This is a genomic window from Streptomyces sp. NPDC027672, from assembly GCF_055566335.1.
In genome coordinates, this window is the sequence record NZ_JBVHSO010000015.1 from 98,249 (window position 1) to 116,550 (window position 18,302).

Genomic DNA, 18,302 nt, shown 5'->3' on the forward strand with positions numbered 1-18,302 from the left:
CTGCCGCTGGACGGCCCCGGCCCGGAGGTGCCGGACGACCGGGAGCTGCCGGGGTTCCGGCCGGAGCGGGCCGCGTTCGCCCGACGCGTCCGGGCTCAGCCGTTGCGGCCAGTGCCGCGGCGGCGCATCCCGAACCAGACCGCGCCGCCGCCGACGACGACCAGGGCCGCCGCGAGGCCGGCGATCAGACCGGTGTGGGAGTTCGCGCCGGTCTCGGCGAGGTCGGAGTCACCGGCCGCCGGGGAGGGCGCGTTCTCCGAGGTGCCCGCCGGGACGGAGCCGGACCCGGACCCGGAGGCCGACGGGGCGGGCGGGGCGGGCTGCGCCGGGGCGGACGCGGTGGTGGCCGGGGAGGCGGAGGCGGCGGGCGCGGAGGCGGACGCGGACGCGGTCAGCGTGGCGCTGAGCGTGGGCACCGGCACCGGACTCTGGTCCGCAGCCGCGCACGCGGTGGCCGGTGTCACCAGATCGGGCGCGACGTCCTGGTCGACCCGCCGGCCGGCCGTGACATGGATCCGGTAGGTCGCGCTCGGCTTCCAGTCCTCCGCGAAGGTGATCCGGGTGCCCTGCTTCGACCCCGTGACCGGCTGCTCGCCGACCTTCGTCTCGACGCCGCCGGCGCCCTTGAGGAAGACGCTGACGGTGGCGTCGGCGGCGGAGGCGTCCGTGTCGGTGACGACGATGACGCCCTGGGTGCCGTCGCACTTGGCTTCGGCGGAGAAGTCCTCGATGGTGCACGCGAGGGCGGAGCCGGTCAGGCCGAGTATCAGAGCGGCCGACCCGGAGGCGACACCCAGGACACTCGCGGAACGGCGGACGCTACGGCGAGTCATGGACAACGTTTGTCCTTTACAGAGCGCAATTGCGGGGGGTGGAGGGGGAGTCGGGACGGCGACCAGGCGCGGCCCCGGCGCCCCCGGGAGCTCACAGGTTTATAAGCGTCCCGGCGGCAGTGTCAACGCGGGGGCGGACGGCGGCTGTTGGCTTTGCCCGCTTATTAACCGCCCCCACGTTTGCGTCCCTCCGGAGCCCCGGTCAGCCCTGCACCGCGGCCGGGTCCATCCAGACGATCTCCCAGGTGTGGCCGTCGAGGTCGTCGAAGGAGCGGCCGTACATGAAACCGTGGTCCTGGGTCTCGCCGCTCGCCGTGCCGCCGGCCGCGATCGCCTTGTCGACCAGCTCGTCCACCTTCTCCCGGCTCTCGGCGCTCAGTGCGATCAGCACCTCGCTGGTCTTCGTCGCGTCGGTGATCTCCTTCTTGGTGAAGGTCGCGTAGAACGGCTTGGTCAGCAGCATCGCGACGATGGTGTCGCTGATCACCACGGAGGCCGCGTTGTCGTCGCTGAACTGCGGGTTGATCGTGTAGCCGAGCTCCGTGAAGAACTTCTTGGCGGCGTCGAGGTCGTTCACGGGCAGGTTCACGAAGATCATCTGCTGGTACATGCGGGTTCTCCCGTCGGGTCGTGCGCGGTGCGTCGTGTTCGAGGGGTAGACGGGCGGACCGCCCCGGACTCATCGCTCCCCGGCGATCTTTCTTCCATCTTTTCCGAGTCGCTCCTCAGCGGCTCAGCGGCTCAGCGGCAGTGCCGACAGCGCGGCGATCACCAGGACGAGCGGGCCGAACAGGGCCACCAGGGCGACCGCGCGGAGGGCGGCGGCCCCGCGCAGCAGGACGGGGGGCGCGCCGAGGCGGAGCAGCGCGGCGGTGGTGCCGGCGCGGCACTGGCGGGTCTCCACGGCGGCGGTGAGCAGCGTGGCGAGCGTGGAGCCGGCGACGACCAGGGCGCCGAGCGCGGACAGCGGGTCGTGGCCGGGGGCGGCGGAGCCGTGCACGATGGTCAAGGCGCAGCCGGCGGACGCCACCGCGCAGACCACGCCGAGCGGGCGCCCGATCCGGGCGGCCTCCGTCATCAGGACCCGGCCCGCGAGCAGCCGCAGCACACCGGGCCGGCAGGCCTGGAGCAGCCGGCCGCACCCGTGGGTGAGACCCGGCCCGGCCAGGACCAGACCGGTGCCGCCGAGGAGCCAGCCGAGGAGTACGGCGAGGGCGGGGGCCGGGGCGGACCGGCCGGCGTACGCCTGCGCGGCGAGCCCGGCGGTGACGAGGGCGACGCCCCAGGGCAGGCCGGCCGGGTCGGTGTCCGCGACGCCCGGCAGGACCGAAGTGCCGTCTTCCGCCGTGCCGGAGGCCGTACCGGGGGCCGTGCCGGCGGCGGCCCGCCCGGGACGGCCCGCCGGCGCGGTGCCCGGGGACGGCGGCTCGGCCGGGGCATGCACGGCCGCCGCCGGCCGGAGATCGGCGGCGGCCCCGGAAGCCTGCGCACCACGGGCGGGCCCCGCGGCGCCCGCGGCCACCGGGGTCCCGCCGCGCCGGCGCGCGCCGAAGCGGCCGTACGCCCCGAACGTGTCCCGGACCGGCGAGGCGCCGTACGTCCCGAAGCGGCCGGACGTCCGGGGGGTCCGGCGCGCCGGGCGGGGGTCCTTCGGGCGCAGGGCCACGGCCGCCGTCGCGGCCGCCGCCGCCGGGACCACGGCGAGCAGGGTCAGGGCCGCCGGCACCGGCAGCGGCTGGTCCGCGGCGAGGAAGTCCGCCGCGCCGTCGAACGGCCCGCCCGGCAGGTCGCCGCGCAGCCGCAGGAAGGCCAGCAGGGCCAGCAGCGCGCCCAGGGCGCAGGACAGGGCCGTCGTCAGCGCGGACAGGGCCATCAGCCGGGCCGGACCGAGTCCTACGGCGGACAGTCCGGGGCGCGGCCGGGTGCCGGGGTCGGTGCGGGCGACCGCCAGCGCCAGGTACACCGTGGCGGCGAGCGGCACCGCGCACCAGGCCAGGCGCAGCGCGGCGGCGTCCGCCGCCTCCGGGTGGTGCAGGGCGTAGCCGAGGCTGGACAGCAGCAGGAAGGCGGTGCCCGCCGAGGCGGCGGACACCAGCAGCCGGCGCAGGTGGACGGCGGGCCGGGCGGCGCGGATCAGACGGAGAGCGAGCACGCGGCCCGGCCTTCCGCGTCCGGGGCGTCCGGCAGGTGCACGGTGTGCACGCGGCGCCCGTCGAGCAGGGCCACCGTGCGGTCGGCGAGGGCGGCGGTGTCCGGGTCGTGCGTGGCGAGGACGACCGTGATCCCGTGGGAGCGGGCGGCCGAGGTCAGGGTGCGCAGCACATGGGTGCGGTCGGCCCGGTGCAGCGGCGCGGTGGGCTCGTCGGCGAAGAGCACCGCGGGTCCCGGCGCGAGCGCGCGGGCGATGGCGACGCGCTGGCGTTCGGCGTGCCGGAGCGCGTGCGGCCGGCAGCGGGCCCGGTCGCCGACGTCGAGGCGCTCCAGCCACTCCAGCGCGGCCGCCTTGGCCCGGCGGCGGCCGGTGCCGCGCAGCATCAGCGGCAGCGCGGCGTTCTCCCAGACGTTCAGCTCGGGCACGAGGACCGGCTCGGGGTCGATCCAGCCGAAGCGGTCCCGGCGCAGCCGCTCGCGGGCCACCGGGCCGAGCGTGTGCACGGGCGAGCTGTTGTACCACACCTCGCCGTCGCCCGCCGGCACCAGGCCGGACAGGCAGCGCAGCAGGGTCGTCTTGCCGCTGCCGCGCGGTCCGCTGACGGCGAGGATCTCGCCCTCCCGCACGCCGAGCGAGACCCCGGCGAGGCCGGGGGAGCCGTCGCGGTGCGTGTAGTGCAGGGAGCGTGCCCAGAGCACGTCGTTGTCCGGCGGGGCCTCCATGGGCGTACACCTCGGTTCGGATCCGTTGTCCCGGTCTGCCGTCCCCCAAACGGGCCATTCGGGGGAACGAGGGCCGGGCTGATCGGTCACTGGCACGCTAGGCAGGTCCCCGGCGGGAGCCCGGACAGCACGCGGCCCCGGGCCGCCGTTCTCACTCGAACGGACGGCGCCGGGGCCGCGTGCTGTCATCCGGTCGGATGATCAGAGCTTGGTCCACGCCTCCGTGAGGGTGGCCCGCAGGATCTGCTCGATCTCGTCGAAGGTCTCCTGGTTGGAGATCAGCGGCGGGGCGAGCTGGACGACCGGGTCGCCGCGGTCGTCGGCACGGCAGTACAGGCCGTTGTCGAACAGCGCCTTGGAGAGGAAGCCGTACAGGACGCGCTCGGTCTCCTCGTCGTTGAAGGACTCCTTGGTGTGCTTGTCCTTCACCAGCTCGATGCCGTAGAAGAAGCCGTTGCCGCGGACGTCGCCGACGATCGGCAGGTCGTGCAGCTTCTGCAGGGTCTGCAGGAAGGCGCCCTCGTTGTCCAGCACGTGCTGGGTGAGGTTCTCGCGCTCGAACAGGTCGAGGTTGGCGAGGCCGACCGCCGCGGAGACCGGGTGGCCGCCGAAGGTGTAGCCGTGCAGGAAGGTGTTGTCGCCCTTGTAGAACGGCTCGGCGAGCCGGTCGGAGACGATGCAGGCGCCGATCGGGGAGTAGCCCGAGGTCATGCCCTTGGCGCAGGTGATCATGTCCGGGACGTAGCCGAACTTGTCGCAGGCGAACATCGTGCCGAGGCGGCCGAAGGCGCAGATGACCTCGTCCGAGACGAGCAGGACGTCGTACTGGTCGCAGATCTCGCGGACCCGCTGGAAGTACCCGGGCGGCGGCGGGAAGCAGCCGCCGGCGTTCTGCACCGGCTCCAGGAAGACCGCGGCGACGGTCTCCGGGCCCTCGAAGAGGATCTGCTGCTCGATCTGGTCGGCGGCCCAGCGGCCGAAGGCCTCCGGGTCGTCGCCGTGGATCGGGGCGCGGTAGATGTTGGTGTTCGGCACCTTGTGGGCGCCCGGCACCAGCGGCTCGAACGGGGCCTTCAGGGCCGGCAGGCCGGTGATGGACAGGGCGCCCTGCGGCGTGCCGTGGTAGGCGACGGCGCGGGAGATGACCTTGTACTTGGTCGGCTTGCCCTGGAGCTTGAAGTACTGCTTGGCCAGCTTCCAGGCGGTCTCGACGGCCTCGCCGCCGCCGGTGGTGAAGAAGACCTTGTTCAGGTCGCCGGGCGCGTGGTGGGCCAGGCGCTCGGCCAGCTCGACGGCCTTCGGGTGGGCGTAGGACCACACCGGGAAGAAGGCCAGCTCCTGGGCCTGCTTGAAGGCGGTCTCGGCGAGTTCCGTGCGGCCGTGACCGGCCTGGACCACGAACAGACCCGCGAGACCGTCCAGGTAGCGCCGGCCCTTGTCGTCGTAGATGTAGGTGCCCTCACCCCGGACGATCGTCGGGACGGGGGAGTTCTCGTACGAGGACATGCGGGTGAAGTGCATCCACAGGTGGTCGTACGCGGTACGGCTGAGGTCCTTGCTGCTCACGGTTATCGGGTCCTCACGGTTATCGGGTTCCCCACATGTAGGTCTGCTTCTTGAGCTTCAGGTAGACGAAGCTCTCGGTGGAGCGCACCCCGGGCAGCGCCCGGATGCGTTTGTTGATGACGTCCAGCAGGTGGTCGTCGTCCTCGCAGACGATCTCGGCGAGGATGTCGAACGAGCCCGCGGTCATCACCACGTACTCGACTTCCGACATGTCAGTCAGCGCGTCCGCGATCGACTCGACGTCGCCCTCGACGTTGATCCCGACCATCGCCTGCCGGCGGAAGCCCACGGTGAGCGGGTCCGTGACGGCGACGATCTGCATCACGCCCTGGTCCAGCAGCTTCTGCACGCGCTGGCGCACGGCGGCCTCGGAGAGGCCGACGGCCTTGCCGATCGCCGCGTACGGCCGGCGGCCGTCCTCCTGGAGCTGCTGGATGATGGCGAGGGAGACGGCGTCCAGCTGGGGACTGTTGCCGTTCCTTGACTCGCGGGACGAGTCCCTCTGGTCTGCGCTTCGACTGGCCACGACCTCACTGTGCACGAGGTCTCGACAGTTTTGCAACCCTGGATCGATGAAATCCGTTGTTTCGGAGTCTTGGCCTTGCGGATTTCGCAGAACGGATGGCGCTGGGGGTGTTGAAAACGTCGCCTCGCCGATTAGGGTGGGTGTCTCAGCGTGTGGACAGCACAGAACCAGATCAGGAGGCCGGCAGTGAGCACCGAGCTGCGTCGTCTGCGCAACTACATCGACGGTGAGTTCCGGGACGCCGCCGACGGACGGACCACCGAGGTGGTCAACCCCGCGACGGGCGAGGCGTACGCGACCGCGCCGCTGTCCGGGCAGGCGGACGTCGACGCCGCCATGGAGGCCGCCGCGCGCGCCTTCCCGGCCTGGCGCGACACCACGCCCGCCGAGCGGCAGAAGGCCCTCCTGAAGATCGCCGACGCGTTCGAGGAGCGTGCCGAGGAGCTGATCGCGGCCGAGGTGGAGAACACGGGCAAGCCGGTCGGGCTGACCCGCTCCGAGGAGATCCCGCCGATGGTCGACCAGATCCGCTTCTTCGCGGGCGCGGCCCGGCTGCTGGAGGGCCGCTCGGCCGGCGAGTACATGGAGGGGATGACCTCGATCATCCGCCGTGAGCCGGTCGGCGTCTGCGCCCAGGTCGCGCCGTGGAACTACCCGATGATGATGGCCGTGTGGAAGTTCGCCCCGGCGCTCGCCGCCGGCAACACGGTCGTCCTGAAGCCGTCGGACACCACTCCCGCCTCCACGGTCCTGATCGCCGACATCGTCGGTTCGATCCTGCCCAAGGGCGTCTTCAACGTCATCTGCGGCGACCGCGAGACGGGCCGCACGATGGTGGAGCACCCGGTACCCGCCATGGCGTCGATCACCGGCTCCGTGCGCGCCGGCATGTCCGTCGCCGAGTCGGCGTCGAAGGACGTCAAGCGGGTCCACCTGGAGCTGGGCGGCAAGGCCCCCGTCGTCGTCTTCGAGGACACCGACATCGCCAAGGCCGTCGAGGACATCTCCCTCGCCGGCTTCTTCAACGCCGGCCAGGACTGCACGGCCGCGACCCGCGTCCTGGTCCACGAGTCCATCCACGACGAGTTCGTGGCCGCGCTCGCCAAGGCCGCGGCCGAGACCAAGACCGGGCAGCCGGACGACGACGACGTGCTCTTCGGCCCGCTGAACAACGCCAACCAGCTCCGCCAGGTGGCCGGCTTCATCGACCGCCTGCCCGCCCACGCCAAGGTCGAGGCGGGCGGCCAGCGGGTCGGCGACAAGGGCTTCTTCTACGCCCCGACCGTCGTCTCCGGCCTGAAGCAGGACGACGAGATCGTGCAGAACGAGGTCTTCGGCCCGGTCATCACCGTCCAGCCCTTCACCGACGAGGACCAGGCCGTCGAGTACGCCAACGGCGTCGAGTACGCCCTCGCGTCCTCGGTGTGGACCAAGGACCACGCCCGCGCGATGCGCATGTCCAAGAAGCTGGACTTCGGCTGCGTGTGGATCAACACCCACATCCCGCTCGTCGCCGAGATGCCGCACGGCGGCTTCAAGAAGTCCGGCTACGGCAAGGACCTGTCGGCGTACGGCTTCGAGGACTACACCCGCATCAAGCACGTGATGACGTCCCTGGACGCGTAACACACCGTGAACGGCGGCGCGGCCCCGGCGGGTTCACCCACCCGTCCGGGGCCGCGCCGTGTCACTCCCCGGCGAGGAACTCCCGCTCCGCCGCCGTGAGTCGCAGGCTCGCCGCCTGCTCCCAGTCCGCCGTCTGCTCCGGACCGCGGGCGCCCACGATCGCGCCCGTCACGCCCTCGCGGCCCAGCACCCAGGCGATCGCCACCGCCCCCGCCGTCGTGCCGTGCGCCCGCGCGACCGTCCTCAGCCGGTCCACCGTACGGAGGTGGCCGTCCAGGTGCGTGGTGAAGTCCGGGTGGGTGCGGCGCCAGTCGGCGGGGTCCAGCGCGTCGAGCCGCTGCCGGGTGAACGCCCCGGTGAGCAGGCCCGAGTGGAGCGGCTGGTAGGCGATCACTCCGGTGCCGTGGCCGGCGGCCCAGTCGATCTCCGGTTCGGCCGTGCGGTTCAGGAGGGACAGCGGGGGCTGGATCGCGTCGACCCCGGCGATCCGGCGCGCGCGCTCCAGCAGCTCGGGACCGTGGTTGGACAGGCCGATCGCCCGCACCTTGCCCGCCGCCTTCAGCTCGGCCATCACCTCCCAGTACTCCTCCAGGCCGGTGGCCACCGCGTCCGCGGGCGGCTCGGTGCCGTCCCAGTCCAGGGCCGCGCCGGTGTCCGGCCAGTGCACCTGGTACAGGTCGATCACCTCCACGCCGAGACGGCGCAGCGAGTCCTCGACCTCGCGCCGCACGCTGTCCGGCCGCATGATCCGCCGGGGCGCCGCCGCCGGGTTCTCCGGGTCCCACACCAGACCCGCCTTGGTGAACACATACGGCCGGTCGGCCGCCGGCAGCGCCGCCAGCGCCTTGCCGACCACCTCCTCGGAGTGCCCGAGCCCGTACACGGCGGCCGTGTCGATCCAGTTGACGCCCAGCTCGACCGCCCGGTGCACGGCCGCGACGGACCGGGCGTCGTCCTGCGCGCCCCAGGAGAAGCGCCAGCCGTCGCCGCCGAACGCCCAGGCACCGAGCCCGATCACGGAGATGTCCAGGCCGGAGGAGCCGAGGGGGCGGAGGGGGAGAGTCATGTCGTACGTCCTTGGTCTCGTTGGTCTCGCCGGACTCGTTGTTCTCGTCCGTCGATCGCTGACGTCCACCACCCTGCGCGCCCCGCGACCGGTCCCGGCAGGCACGGCTCAGCGGGGGGAAAGACTTGACCACCCTCGGGCGGCGCCGGACCGGGATACTCGAAGGCATGACGGCACCCGGCGAACGACGCACGCAGATCGGCCAGTTCCTCAGGTCCCGGCGGGCCCGGCTCACCCCGGCCGACGTCGGCCTGACCGCGTACGGGCCGCGGCGCGTGCCCGGGCTGCGGCGGGAGGAGCTGGCGCAGCTCGCGGGAGTGAGCGTCGAGTACTACGTACGGCTGGAGCAGGGCCGCAACCCGCATGTGTCGGACGGCGTCCTGGACGCCGTCGGCCGCGCGCTGCGGCTGGACGCGGACGAGCGGGCGTACCTGCGCGCCCTGGCCCGCCCCGACCGGGCCCGCCCGGACGCGGCCCCGGCCACCGGGACGGTACGGCCCGCCCTGCGCCGGCTGGTCGACGCCCAGCCCGGCCCGGCCTACGTCTGCGGCCACCTCACCCAGGTGCTCGCCTGGAACCCGCTCGCCGCCGCCGTCTTCGGTGACTTCGGTGCCGTGCCGGCCGGGCGGCGCACCTTCGCGCACCTGGTCTTCCTCGACGACCGCTACCGCGCGCTGCTCGGCGACAGCCTCCAGGCCAAGGCCGAGGCGACCGTGGCCTTCCTGCGGGTGAGCGTCGGCCGCTACCCCGACGACTCCGCCCTCGCCTCCCTCATCGGCACGCTCGCCATGAAGAGCGAGGAGTTCGCCGCGCTGTGGGCCCGCCAGGACGTCCGCGACAAGGGCCCCGGCCGCTACACCCTGCGCCACCCCCTGGTCGGCCCGCTCGTCCTGGACTTCGAGGTGCTGCACACGCCCGAGCCGGGCCAGGTGCTGGTCACCTATCTGCCCGCGCCGGAGACCGGGGCCGGGGAGGCGCTGGGGCTGGTGGGCAGCTGGGGGCTGGCCGGGGACTGACCGGGTGACGGGCCCGGTCCGTGCGGTGATCGACAAGGTGTCGTGGCGGTACCGGTCCGCTCGACGCGGTGTCGATTGCCGCTCCGGGCGGCGCACCGGCATCCTTCCGGGGTGCCTCGGACTTCCTCTCGTACGACCCCGCCGTCCCGCCGCCGGCTCCTCGCCGGTCTCGGCACCGCCGCGCTCGGTGCCCTGGCCGGCTGCGGGGTGCCCGCCGCCTACGTCCGCCCCGGCGACCGGGCCGTGCCCGACCGGTCCGCGGCCGACAAGAAGCTGACCTGGGCCAACTGGCCGCTGTACATCGACACCGACGACGCCGACCCCGACAGGCGGCCCACGCTGGAGGGGTTCGAGAAGCGCACCGGGATAGCCGTCGACTACGCCGAGGAGGTCAACGACAACGACGAGTTCTTCGGCAAGATCAGCCCCGCGCTGATGAACCACCAGTCCACCGGCCGCGATCTGATCGTCATCAGCGACTGGATGTGCGCCCGGTACGTCCGCCTCGGCTGGGTGCAGGAGATGGACCGCGCCCGCCAGCCGAACGTGGCCCGCCACCTCGACCCGCTGCTGCGCTCGCCCGCCTTCGACCCGGGGCGCCGCTTCACGGTGCCCTGGCAGTCCGGCATCACCGGCATCGCCTACGACCGCCGCAGGCTGGGCCGCGAGATACGGCGGGTGGCGGACCTCTGGGCGGAGGACCTCAAGGGCCGTGTGACCCTGCTGTCCGGCCTGGACGAGGCGTTCGCGCTGCTCATGCAGGGCAACGGCGTCGACATCACCCGCTGGACCCCCGACGACTTCCACCGGGTCTGCGACCAGGTGGAGCGGGAGGTCAGACGGGGCCAGATCCGCCGTTTCACCGGCAACGACTACACCAAGGACCTGGTCAGCGGGGACGTCCTGGCCTGCCAGGCGTACTCCGGCGACGTCATCCAGCTCCAGGCGGACAACCCCGACATCCGCTTCGTCGTCCCCGAGGAGGGCGGCGAGCTGTGGTCGGACTCCTTGATGATCCCCGACCGGGCCCGGCACAAGGCCAACGCCGAGCGGCTGGTCGACTACTACTACAACCCCGAGGTCGCCGCGAAGCTGGCCGCCTGGGTCACCTACGTCTGCCCGGTCCCCGCGGCCCGCGAGATCCTGGCCGCCGCCAAGGACAAGGACACCGCCGCCCTCGCCGACAACCCCCTGATCTTCCCGGACTCCGTCCTGCGGGAGCGCCTGGCCGTCGCCCGGGACATCCCGGCCGCCCACCGCACGGAGTTCGCCCGGCGCTGGAACGGCATCGTGGGCCTGTGAACCGGTCCCGGCCGTCGCGGTCGCGTTCCACGGCCCGCACCGCGGTCCCGCCCACGGCATCCGGGGCGCCGGCGCCCGTCAGCGGTTGAACGCGGGGTACGCGAAGCGCTGGGCGGAGGACTGCTGGCCGTCGCCCTTGGAGTCCGTGGAGTTCACCGAGTACACCAGGGTGCGGGACAGGTCGCGGGTCGCGGCGATCGCCGCCGTGTAGCCGGGCCGGGAACCGGTCTTGCCCCAGATCTCTCTGCCGTTCACCTCGAACCGCTCCAGCCCCGCGCCGTACCGCGCCCCGGGCACGTCGGGCAGCGTGAACATCTCCCGCAACTGCGGCTCGGGCACCACCCGGCCGCGGAACAGCCCCACCAGCAGCCGCTCCAGATCGGCGGTGGTCGAGATCAGGTCGCCGGCCGCGAACCGGTCGGTCATGTTCCAGTCGGTCACGTCGACCAGCCGGCCGTCGATCCAGTCGTAGCCCCGGTTGTGCGGGCCGTGGATGCGCGGGTCCGCGCCGGCCGGGAAGGAACTGCCGCGCATGCCCAGCGGCCGGAAGATCCGCACCGCCGCCTGGTGCGCGTACGAGTCGCCGGTCACCTTCTCGACGAGCAGGCCGAGCACCGTGTAGTGGATGTTGCCGTAGGTCTGCCGCGTGCCGGGCGCGTACGCCGGGCCCTGCGCGACGGCGTCCGCCACGACCTGACGGGGTGTCAGCGTCTCGAACCGGTGCGGGTAGCCCTCCTCGACCGTGTCGCCGAGGGAGGACCCGGGACGCAGCCCGCTGGTGTAGTTCAGCAACTGCCGTACGGCGACCGGCTCGAACCGGTCGTCGAGCAGACCCGGCAGATAGTGCTGCACGGTGCCGTCGAGGTCGACCCGGCCCTCCGCGGCCAGTTGCAGCACGAGCGCCGCGGTGACCACCTTCGTCACCGAACCGGCCCGGAACCGCGCGTTCTCCAGCGCCGGCGCACCCGTACGGACGTCCCGCACCCCGGCCGTCCCGCGCCAGGTGCCGTCGCCGCCGACGCGGAGCAGCGCGGCCGTGGCGTCGTGGTCGGGCAGGCCGGCGATGGCGGCGGCGAGAGCCTCGGCGTCCGGGCCGGACGCGGCGGGGGCGGAGGCCGCCGGAACCGGTGCGGCGGGCGGGGACGCGGACGCGGCGAACGCCGGCACGGCCAGCGGACCGGCGGCCAGCGCGGCGACGAGACCGGCGGCCAGGACGGCGGTACGGGTGGAGCGGCTGGTACGGCGCATGGGCGGGCTCCTTCAGAGGCCGGGCGGGAGATGCCTGATCATCCTCGGCCACCGGACCACCGCCGGGGATCCTCACCCAGGAGGGCGTACGACCCTTGCCCGTCCCTGAGTAACCACCCGTACTGTCCGGGGAGTTGTACGGGATCACCCCTACGGGCGCCGGGGTCAGGAGGAGCGCAGCGCGTGCAGGACGCCGATGCGGTTCGTCGTGATCGAGTCCACGCCCAGCTCCAGCAGCCGGCTCATGGAACGGCGGGTGTCCGGGGTCCACACGGACAGCAGACAGCCGTCGCGGTGGACGCGGGCGGCCAGCTCCCGGCCGACCAGCGGGAAGCGGTAGTTGAGCCAGCGCGGGCGGACCGCGGCGAGCAGCGCGGGCCGCGGCGGGGCCAGGGTCGTCCAGGTCAGGGCGATCTCGGCGGCCGGGTCGGCGGCGCGGACGGCGAGCACCGCCTTGGCGTGCGCGCTGTAGTAGACCCGGTCCCGGGCCCCGCTCTGCCCCACCACGTCCAGTATCCGCTCCACCGTGCGGCGGCCGGCCGGCCCGCACAGGTCCACCATCACCCGGCTGTCGCCGGTCGCGGCCAGCGCCTGCGCCAGCGTCGGCACCCCGCCGTCCGTCAGCCCGTGCAGCTCCGCGGCGGACAGCGCGCCGAGCGGCCGGTCGACCCCCCACAGCCGCCGCAGCGTCTCGTCGTGCAGCAGCACGGGGACGCCGTCACGGGTGAGCCGTACGTCGATCTCGACGGCGTCCGCGCCCCGGCCGAGCGCGGAGCGCAGCGAGTCGAGGGTGTTCTCACGGAAGCGGTAGGGGTCGCCGCGGTGGGCCACGGCGGTCACGGTCTGCATGGCCCCCATTCTGGCCGGACCACGCCCCGCCGCCGCCCCGGGCCCGGCGGTGCCGGTGCCGGGCGGATCAGCCGGCGAGCCAGGCGGCCGTGTACGCGTCGATCTCCCGCGCGATCCGCGTCTTGCCCGCCGGGTCCAGGAAGGCGGCGTCCACCGCGTTCTTCGCGAGGTCGGCGAGGCCCCGTTCGTCCAGTTCCAGGAGCCGCGCGGCCACCGCGTACTCGTTGTTCAGGTCGGTGCCGAACATCGGCGGGTCGTCGGAGTTGATCGTCACCAGCACACCGGCCCGGGTGAACTCCTTGACCGGGTGCTCCTCCAGGGTCCGCACCGCGCGGGTGGCGATGTTGGAGGTCGGGCAGACCTCCAGCGGGATGCGGTGCTCGGCGAGGTGGGCGAGCAGCCTCGGGTCCCGCGCGGAGCTGGTGCCGTGCCCGATGCGCTCGGCGCGCAGCTCGGTCAGCGCGTCCCACACCGTCTCCGGTCCGGTCGTCTCCCCGGCGTGCGGGACGGAGTGCAGACCGGCCGCGATGGCCCGGTCGAAGTACGGCTTGAACTGCGGCCGGGGCACGCCGATCTCCGGCCCGCCGAGCCCGAACGACACCAGCCCCTCCGGACGCACCCGGTCGTCGGTGGCCAGCCGTGCCGTCTCCTCGGCCGCCTCCAGGCCCGCCTCGCCGGGAATGTCGAAGCACCAGCGCAGCACCGTCCCGAACTCCGCCTCGGCGGCCTTCCGGGCGTCCTCGATCGCGTCCATGAAGGCGCGCTCGTCGATGCCGCGCCGGGTGGAGGAGAAGGGGGTGAGGGTCAGCTCGGCGTACCGCACCTGCTGGCGGGCCAGGTCCCGGGCCACCTCGTAGGTGAGCAGCCGGACGTCCTCCGGGGTGCGGATCAGGTCCACGACCGACAGGTAGACCTGGATGAAGTGCGCGAAGTCCGTGAACGTGAAGTAGTCGGCCAGGGCCTCCGGGTCGGCGGGCACCCGGGAGTCGGGGTGGCGGGCGGCCAGTGCCGAGACGATGCGGGGAGAGGCGGAGCCGACGTGGTGGACGTGCAGTTCGGCCTTGGGCAGCCCCGCGATGAAGTCGCGCAGATCGCGGACGGCGGTGCCGGTGGCGGGTACGGCGGTGTCGGTCAAGGGTCCTCCCCGGGCAGGGCGCCCGTGGACCGGGGTGCGGGGTCCGGGCGCGGTGATCGGCTGATCGGTGACGCGGGTTCATCGTAGGCCCCGGGTTGGGGTGCCCTTCCGGGCCCGTAGCATGACGGGAGGTCCAGCAGAGGGGGAGCTCCAGCATGTCCGACGAGGCGCCGCCGCAGTCCACACCGGGGGAGCGGTCCGCCGGACAGGGGCCCGCGACACCCCGGGTCTCCCTGGCCAAGACGCCGCCACCGCCCGTCACCGGAGCCCCCCGCCAGGACACGGCCCCGACACCGACCCCCGACCACCGGGCCCGGCCCGTGACCTCGCTGCGGACGGCGCCGCCCACGCCTGCCGACGCCGAGTCCGAGCCGGTCGATGCCGTGCCCGAGTCGCGGCCCGTCGAGTCCGCGCCGGTCGATGCCGTGCCTGAGTCCCGGCCCGTCGAGTCCGAATCCGTCGACGCCGCGTCCGTCCCCGTCGATGCCGTGCCTGCGGCCGCCGTGCCCGAGCGCCGGCCCGCCGAGTCGGCGCCCGTCGAAGCCGTGCCCACGGACGCCGTGCCTGAGTCCCAGCTCGCCGAGTCCGCGCCCGCCGACACGCCCCCCGCCGCTGGCGCCGGCCCCGGCGCCTCCTCCGGCCCCACGGCCTCTACCGGCCCCGGGGCCTCGTCCGGCCCGGTGGCCTGGGCCGGACCCGCCGACGGGACCGAGTCCTCGGCCGCGTCCGGGCCCGTCGATGCCGTGCCCGAGCGCCGGCCCGCCGAGTCGGCGCATGCCGTGCCTGTCGACGCGGAGTCCCGGCCCGTCGACGCCGTGCCCGCGCCCGTCGATGCCGTATCCGAGGCCCGGCCCGTCGAGTCCGCGCCCGCCGGCACGCCCCCCGCCGCTGGCGCCGGCCCCGGCGCCTCCTCCGGCCCCACGGCCTCTACCGGCCCCACGGCCTCTACCGGCCCCACGGCCTCTACCGGCCCCGGCGCCTCGTCCGGCCCGGTGGCCTGGGCTGGACCCGGCGGGGCCGAGTCCCCGGCTGCCGCCGCCCCGCAGCCGACCCCCCTCGCGCCCGCCGCGAACCCCTTCGCGCCCCCGGTGGCCTGGGCCGGACCCGCCGGCGGGGCCGAGTCCCCGGCCGCGGCTGCCCCGCAGCCGAACCCCTCCGCACCCCCGGCGAACCCGTACACGCCGGACCCGTTCGCACCCCCCGCGAACCCGTACACGCCCCCGGCGGACCCGTTCGCACCCCCCGTGAACCCCTTCGCCCCGCCCTCCGCCAGCGCGGCGGCGCCCCAGCCGCAGTCCTACCCCTTCGCGCCGCCCGCTTCCGCGCCCCCGGTCAACCCCTTCGCCCCGCCGGTCTCCTATGCGGGAGCGGAACCCGTGCCGCCGCCGCCCATCGCGCCCGACGGTCCCGGGCAGGTGGCGTACGGCTACCCGGGTCCGCCGCACGCCGGGTACGGTGCCGTCCCCTACCCGGTCGCCGACGGCTACGGCTGGCCCGGTATGCAGGCGCCGAACAACGGCATGGGCACGGCCGCGCTGGTGCTGGGCATCATCTCCGCGCTGGGCTTCTTCATGTGGCCGGTCGCCCTGGTGCTGGGCGTCCTCGCCCTGGTCTTCGGCGGGATCGGCCGGGGCCGGGCGCGCCGCGGCGAGGCGACGAACCCGGGCGTGGCGCTGGCCGGGATCATCTGCGGTGCCACCGGGATCGTCCTGGCGCTGGGCATGGTGGCCTTCGTGATAGCGCTGTACGCCTGAGCGCACCGGACCCCGGGAAGCACGGACCGCGACCATGACCGCGCGCCGTCACCGTAAGAACCGCGCGCCGTCACCGTAAGAAGCGCACGCCACTCACCGCGCATCCGCGCCGTCACCACAAGAACCGCGCGCCCCCACGGCCAAGCGCACCCGCCCCTCAGGCCCCCGCCCCCGCCAGCCGTTCCCGTACCTCCATCAGGGCGAAGCCCAGGAGGTTCAGGCCCTGCCAGCGTTCCGGGTCCGTCGCCGCCTCGTCGTCCGCCGCCAGGCCTATGCCCCAGATGCGGTCCACCGGGCTGGCCTCCACCAGCACGCGGTCCCCGGTGCTCCGCAGGAACGTCGCGAGGTCGTCGTGGGCCGCGAACTTGTGCGCGCTGCCCTCGACCACCAGCCGGAAGCGCTCCCGCTCCCAGGTCTCCTCGTCGAAGCCGCGGACCAGGCGCCCCGCCTTCTTCGCCGCGGCGGGATGCTCCGCGGCCAGCACCCGGCGCTCCGCCTCCGCGTCCCCGAACAGCCGGGCCTTGGCCGCCATCATCCAGTGCTCGGCCGTCGCGTACTCCACCCCGTCCACCACGAAGGGTGACGGCCACCACTGGCTCAGGCAGCTCGCCCCGATGCGCCCGTCCGCCCGCGGCTGGTGCCCCCAGAAGTGCAGGTACCTGATCCGCGCACCCGCCCGGACCTCCCGGATCAGCGCGTCCACCCCGTCGATCTTTGCCATGCACGCGAGTCTGGCACGCACCACTGACACTCCGTCCGCCCTTTTCCGCCCCGACTCGACACCTGGTCAACTGATTCCGTCGCGTAACCAAAAGGCAACAACGGAATCACTTGTTGATGACCTATGGCTCTGTCAGGATCGGCACTCAATTCGAGCTGGAGCTACGCCACCCACCCCTGGGGAGGGGCGCACGGCGGAGGAGAGCGACATGCACAGTCCGGGCACCGCCACCTCGGAACGATTCGACGCGCAGGACCGTTTCGCGGACGGCGCGCAGTACCTCGCCGGCCGGCCGGCCACCGGCACCTCGGGCCGCCACCACGCCGTGGTCGACCCCGCCACCGGCCGGGAGGTGTACCGCTACGAGACGGCCGGACCCGACGACGTCGACGCGGCCGTCGCCGCCGCGCGCGCCGCGTTCCCGGGCTGGTCCGCCGCCACGCCGGGCGAGCGCTCCGACGCCCTGCACCGGTTCGCCGCCGTGCTCGCCGGGCGCGCCGAGGAGTTCGCCCGCGCCGAGTCCCTCCAGTGCGGCAAGCCGCTGAAGCTGACCCGCGAGTTCGACGTGCCGGGGACCGTCGACAACACCGCCTTCTTCGCGGGTGCCGCCCGGCACCTCCAGGGGCAGTCGGCCGGTGAGTACTCCGGCGACCACACGTCGTACGTCCGGCGCGAGCCGATCGGCGTCGTCGGCTCCATCGCGCCCTGGAACTATCCGCTCCAGATGGCCGCCTGGAAGATCCTCCCGGCGATCGCCGCCGGCAACACGGTCGTGCTGAAGCCCGCCGAGACCACCCCGCTGACCTCGCTGCTGTTCGCCCGGGCCGCCACGGACGCGGGCCTCCCGGACGGGGTGGTCAACATCGTCACCGGGACCGGCAAGGAGGCCGGCGAGCGGCTGGTCGGCCACCCGGACGTGGCCATGACCTCCTTCACCGGGTCCACCGCCGTCGGCAGGCGGGTCGCGGAGATCGCCACCGCCACCGTCAAACGGCTCCACCTGGAGCTGGGCGGCAAGGCGCCCTTCGTGGTCTTCGACGACGCCGACCTGGAGGCCGCCGCGCACGGCGCGGTCGCCGGCGCGCTCATCAACAGCGGGCAGGACTGCACGGCCGCCACGCGCGCCTATGTGCAGCGGCCGCTGTACGAGGCGTTCGTGGAGCGGACGGCCGCGCTGATGGAGACCGTCCGGCTCGGCGACCCGTTCGCGCCCGGCACCGACCTCGGACCGCTGATCTCGCACGCCCACCGCGACCGCGTCGCCGCCTTCGTGGACCGGGCGCGGGGCTACGCGCGCGTGGTCACCGGCGGCGAGGCCCCGGGCGGCGAGCTGGCGGGCGGCGCCTACTACCGGCCCACCCTGATCACCGGCGCGGCCCAGGACAGCGAGATCGTCCAGGCGGAGATCTTCGGTCCCGTACTGGTCGTGCTGCCGTTCGACAGCGATGATGAGGGCATCCGGCTGGCCAACGACACGCCGTACGGTCTCGCCGCCTCCGCGTGGAGCACCAGCGTCTACCGCGCGAACCGGGCCACCCGCGAGATCAAGGCGGGGTGCGTCTGGGTCAACGACCACATCCCGATCATCAGCGAGATGCCGCACGGGGGCTACAAGGCCTCGGGCTTCGGCAAGGACATGTCGGCGTACTCCTTTGAGGAATACACGCAGGTCAAGCACGTAATGTTCGACAACACCGCGGTGGCCGAGAAGGACTGGCACCGCACCGTCTTCGGGGACCGCTAGAGACCGACCCGGCCGCCGACCAGGCCGATCCCTCCCGAAAGG

General features: G+C 73.7%; 16 protein-coding genes. 5 read left to right on the forward strand and 11 right to left on the reverse strand.

Annotated features, from left to right (window positions below; all coding sequences use genetic code 11):
• Positions 1-95: 95 nt before the first annotated feature.
• The 6 genes from ACZ4SV_RS30225 to ACZ4SV_RS30250 form a co-directional block, all read right to left on the reverse strand.
• Complete coding sequence (locus ACZ4SV_RS30225) at positions 96-833, reverse strand: LAETG motif-containing sortase-dependent surface protein (RefSeq protein WP_397940454.1); 738 nt, start codon at positions 831-833, stop codon at positions 96-98.
• Positions 834-1,035: 202 nt separating this feature from the next.
• Positions 1,036-1,443 (reverse strand): VOC family protein, encoded by a 408-nt coding sequence (locus tag ACZ4SV_RS30230; RefSeq protein ID WP_365878678.1) that lies wholly within the window; start codon positions 1,441-1,443, stop codon positions 1,036-1,038.
• A 123-nt stretch (positions 1,444-1,566) separates the two neighbouring features.
• Complete coding sequence (locus ACZ4SV_RS30235) at positions 1,567-2,985, reverse strand: hypothetical protein (protein WP_468007986.1); 1,419 nt, start codon at positions 2,983-2,985, stop codon at positions 1,567-1,569.
• Positions 2,967-3,707: an ABC transporter ATP-binding protein gene (locus tag ACZ4SV_RS30240; protein ID WP_365877873.1), complete on the reverse strand. Its 741-nt coding sequence runs from the start codon at positions 3,705-3,707 to the stop codon at positions 2,967-2,969. Before ACZ4SV_RS30240 ends, ACZ4SV_RS30235 begins: the two co-directional genes overlap by 19 nt.
• Positions 3,708-3,908: 201 nt before the next feature.
• Positions 3,909-5,273, reverse strand: coding sequence for an aspartate aminotransferase family protein (locus ACZ4SV_RS30245; RefSeq protein ID WP_468007988.1), 1,365 nt, complete (start codon positions 5,271-5,273; stop codon positions 3,909-3,911).
• Positions 5,274-5,292: 19 nt separating this feature from the next.
• Complete coding sequence (locus ACZ4SV_RS30250) at positions 5,293-5,814, reverse strand: Lrp/AsnC family transcriptional regulator (RefSeq protein WP_030785039.1); 522 nt, start codon at positions 5,812-5,814, stop codon at positions 5,293-5,295.
• Between the two features lie 171 nt (positions 5,815-5,985).
• On the opposite strand from ACZ4SV_RS30250, the gene ACZ4SV_RS30255 reads away from it, so the two are divergent.
• Entirely contained in the window at positions 5,986-7,425 is a 1,440-nt protein-coding gene (locus ACZ4SV_RS30255) for a gamma-aminobutyraldehyde dehydrogenase (RefSeq protein ID WP_365877877.1), read from the forward strand.
• Positions 7,426-7,486: 61 nt separating this feature from the next.
• On the opposite strand, the gene ACZ4SV_RS30260 is transcribed toward ACZ4SV_RS30255, so the two are convergent.
• On the reverse strand, positions 7,487-8,491 hold the full coding sequence (locus tag ACZ4SV_RS30260) for an aldo/keto reductase (protein WP_365877879.1): 1,005 nt from the start codon (positions 8,489-8,491) through the stop codon (positions 7,487-7,489).
• Between the two features lie 167 nt (positions 8,492-8,658).
• Here ACZ4SV_RS30260 and ACZ4SV_RS30265 point away from each other — a divergent pair, with 167 nt between their 5' ends.
• Positions 8,659-9,507: a helix-turn-helix transcriptional regulator gene (locus ACZ4SV_RS30265; protein ID WP_468007991.1), complete on the forward strand. Its 849-nt coding sequence runs from the start codon at positions 8,659-8,661 to the stop codon at positions 9,505-9,507.
• A 111-nt stretch (positions 9,508-9,618) separates the two neighbouring features.
• Positions 9,619-10,809 (forward strand): ABC transporter substrate-binding protein, encoded by a 1,191-nt coding sequence (locus ACZ4SV_RS30270; RefSeq protein WP_468007993.1) that lies wholly within the window; start codon positions 9,619-9,621, stop codon positions 10,807-10,809.
• 78 nt (positions 10,810-10,887) lie between these two features.
• On the opposite strand, the gene ACZ4SV_RS30275 is transcribed toward ACZ4SV_RS30270, so the two are convergent.
• The 3 genes from ACZ4SV_RS30275 to ACZ4SV_RS30285 all read right to left on the reverse strand — a co-directional run bounded on the left by ACZ4SV_RS30275 (position 10,888) and on the right by ACZ4SV_RS30285 (position 14,041).
• Complete coding sequence (locus ACZ4SV_RS30275; protein ID WP_468007995.1) at positions 10,888-12,057, reverse strand: serine hydrolase domain-containing protein; 1,170 nt, start codon at positions 12,055-12,057, stop codon at positions 10,888-10,890.
• A gap of 165 nt (positions 12,058-12,222) precedes the next feature.
• Entirely contained in the window at positions 12,223-12,906 is a 684-nt protein-coding gene (locus ACZ4SV_RS30280; RefSeq protein ID WP_468007997.1) for a glycerophosphodiester phosphodiesterase, read from the reverse strand.
• A 67-nt stretch (positions 12,907-12,973) separates the two neighbouring features.
• Positions 12,974-14,041, reverse strand: coding sequence for an adenosine deaminase (locus ACZ4SV_RS30285; RefSeq protein ID WP_468007999.1), 1,068 nt, complete (start codon positions 14,039-14,041; stop codon positions 12,974-12,976).
• Between the two features lie 155 nt (positions 14,042-14,196).
• Here ACZ4SV_RS30285 and ACZ4SV_RS30290 point away from each other — a divergent pair, with 155 nt between their 5' ends.
• Positions 14,197-15,795: a DUF4190 domain-containing protein gene (locus tag ACZ4SV_RS30290; RefSeq protein WP_468008001.1), complete on the forward strand. Its 1,599-nt coding sequence runs from the start codon at positions 14,197-14,199 to the stop codon at positions 15,793-15,795.
• Between the two features lie 157 nt (positions 15,796-15,952).
• On the opposite strand, the gene ACZ4SV_RS30295 is transcribed toward ACZ4SV_RS30290, so the two are convergent.
• The gene (locus tag ACZ4SV_RS30295; protein WP_468008003.1) at positions 15,953-16,516 is read right to left on the reverse strand and encodes an NADAR family protein; all 564 of its coding nucleotides are present in this window, start codon (positions 16,514-16,516) and stop codon (positions 15,953-15,955) included.
• A gap of 208 nt (positions 16,517-16,724) precedes the next feature.
• Between ACZ4SV_RS30295 and ACZ4SV_RS30300 the strand changes: the two genes are divergently transcribed.
• Entirely contained in the window at positions 16,725-18,260 is a 1,536-nt protein-coding gene (locus tag ACZ4SV_RS30300) for a gamma-aminobutyraldehyde dehydrogenase (RefSeq protein ID WP_468008005.1), read from the forward strand.
• The last annotated feature ends 42 nt before the right edge of the window (positions 18,261-18,302 follow it).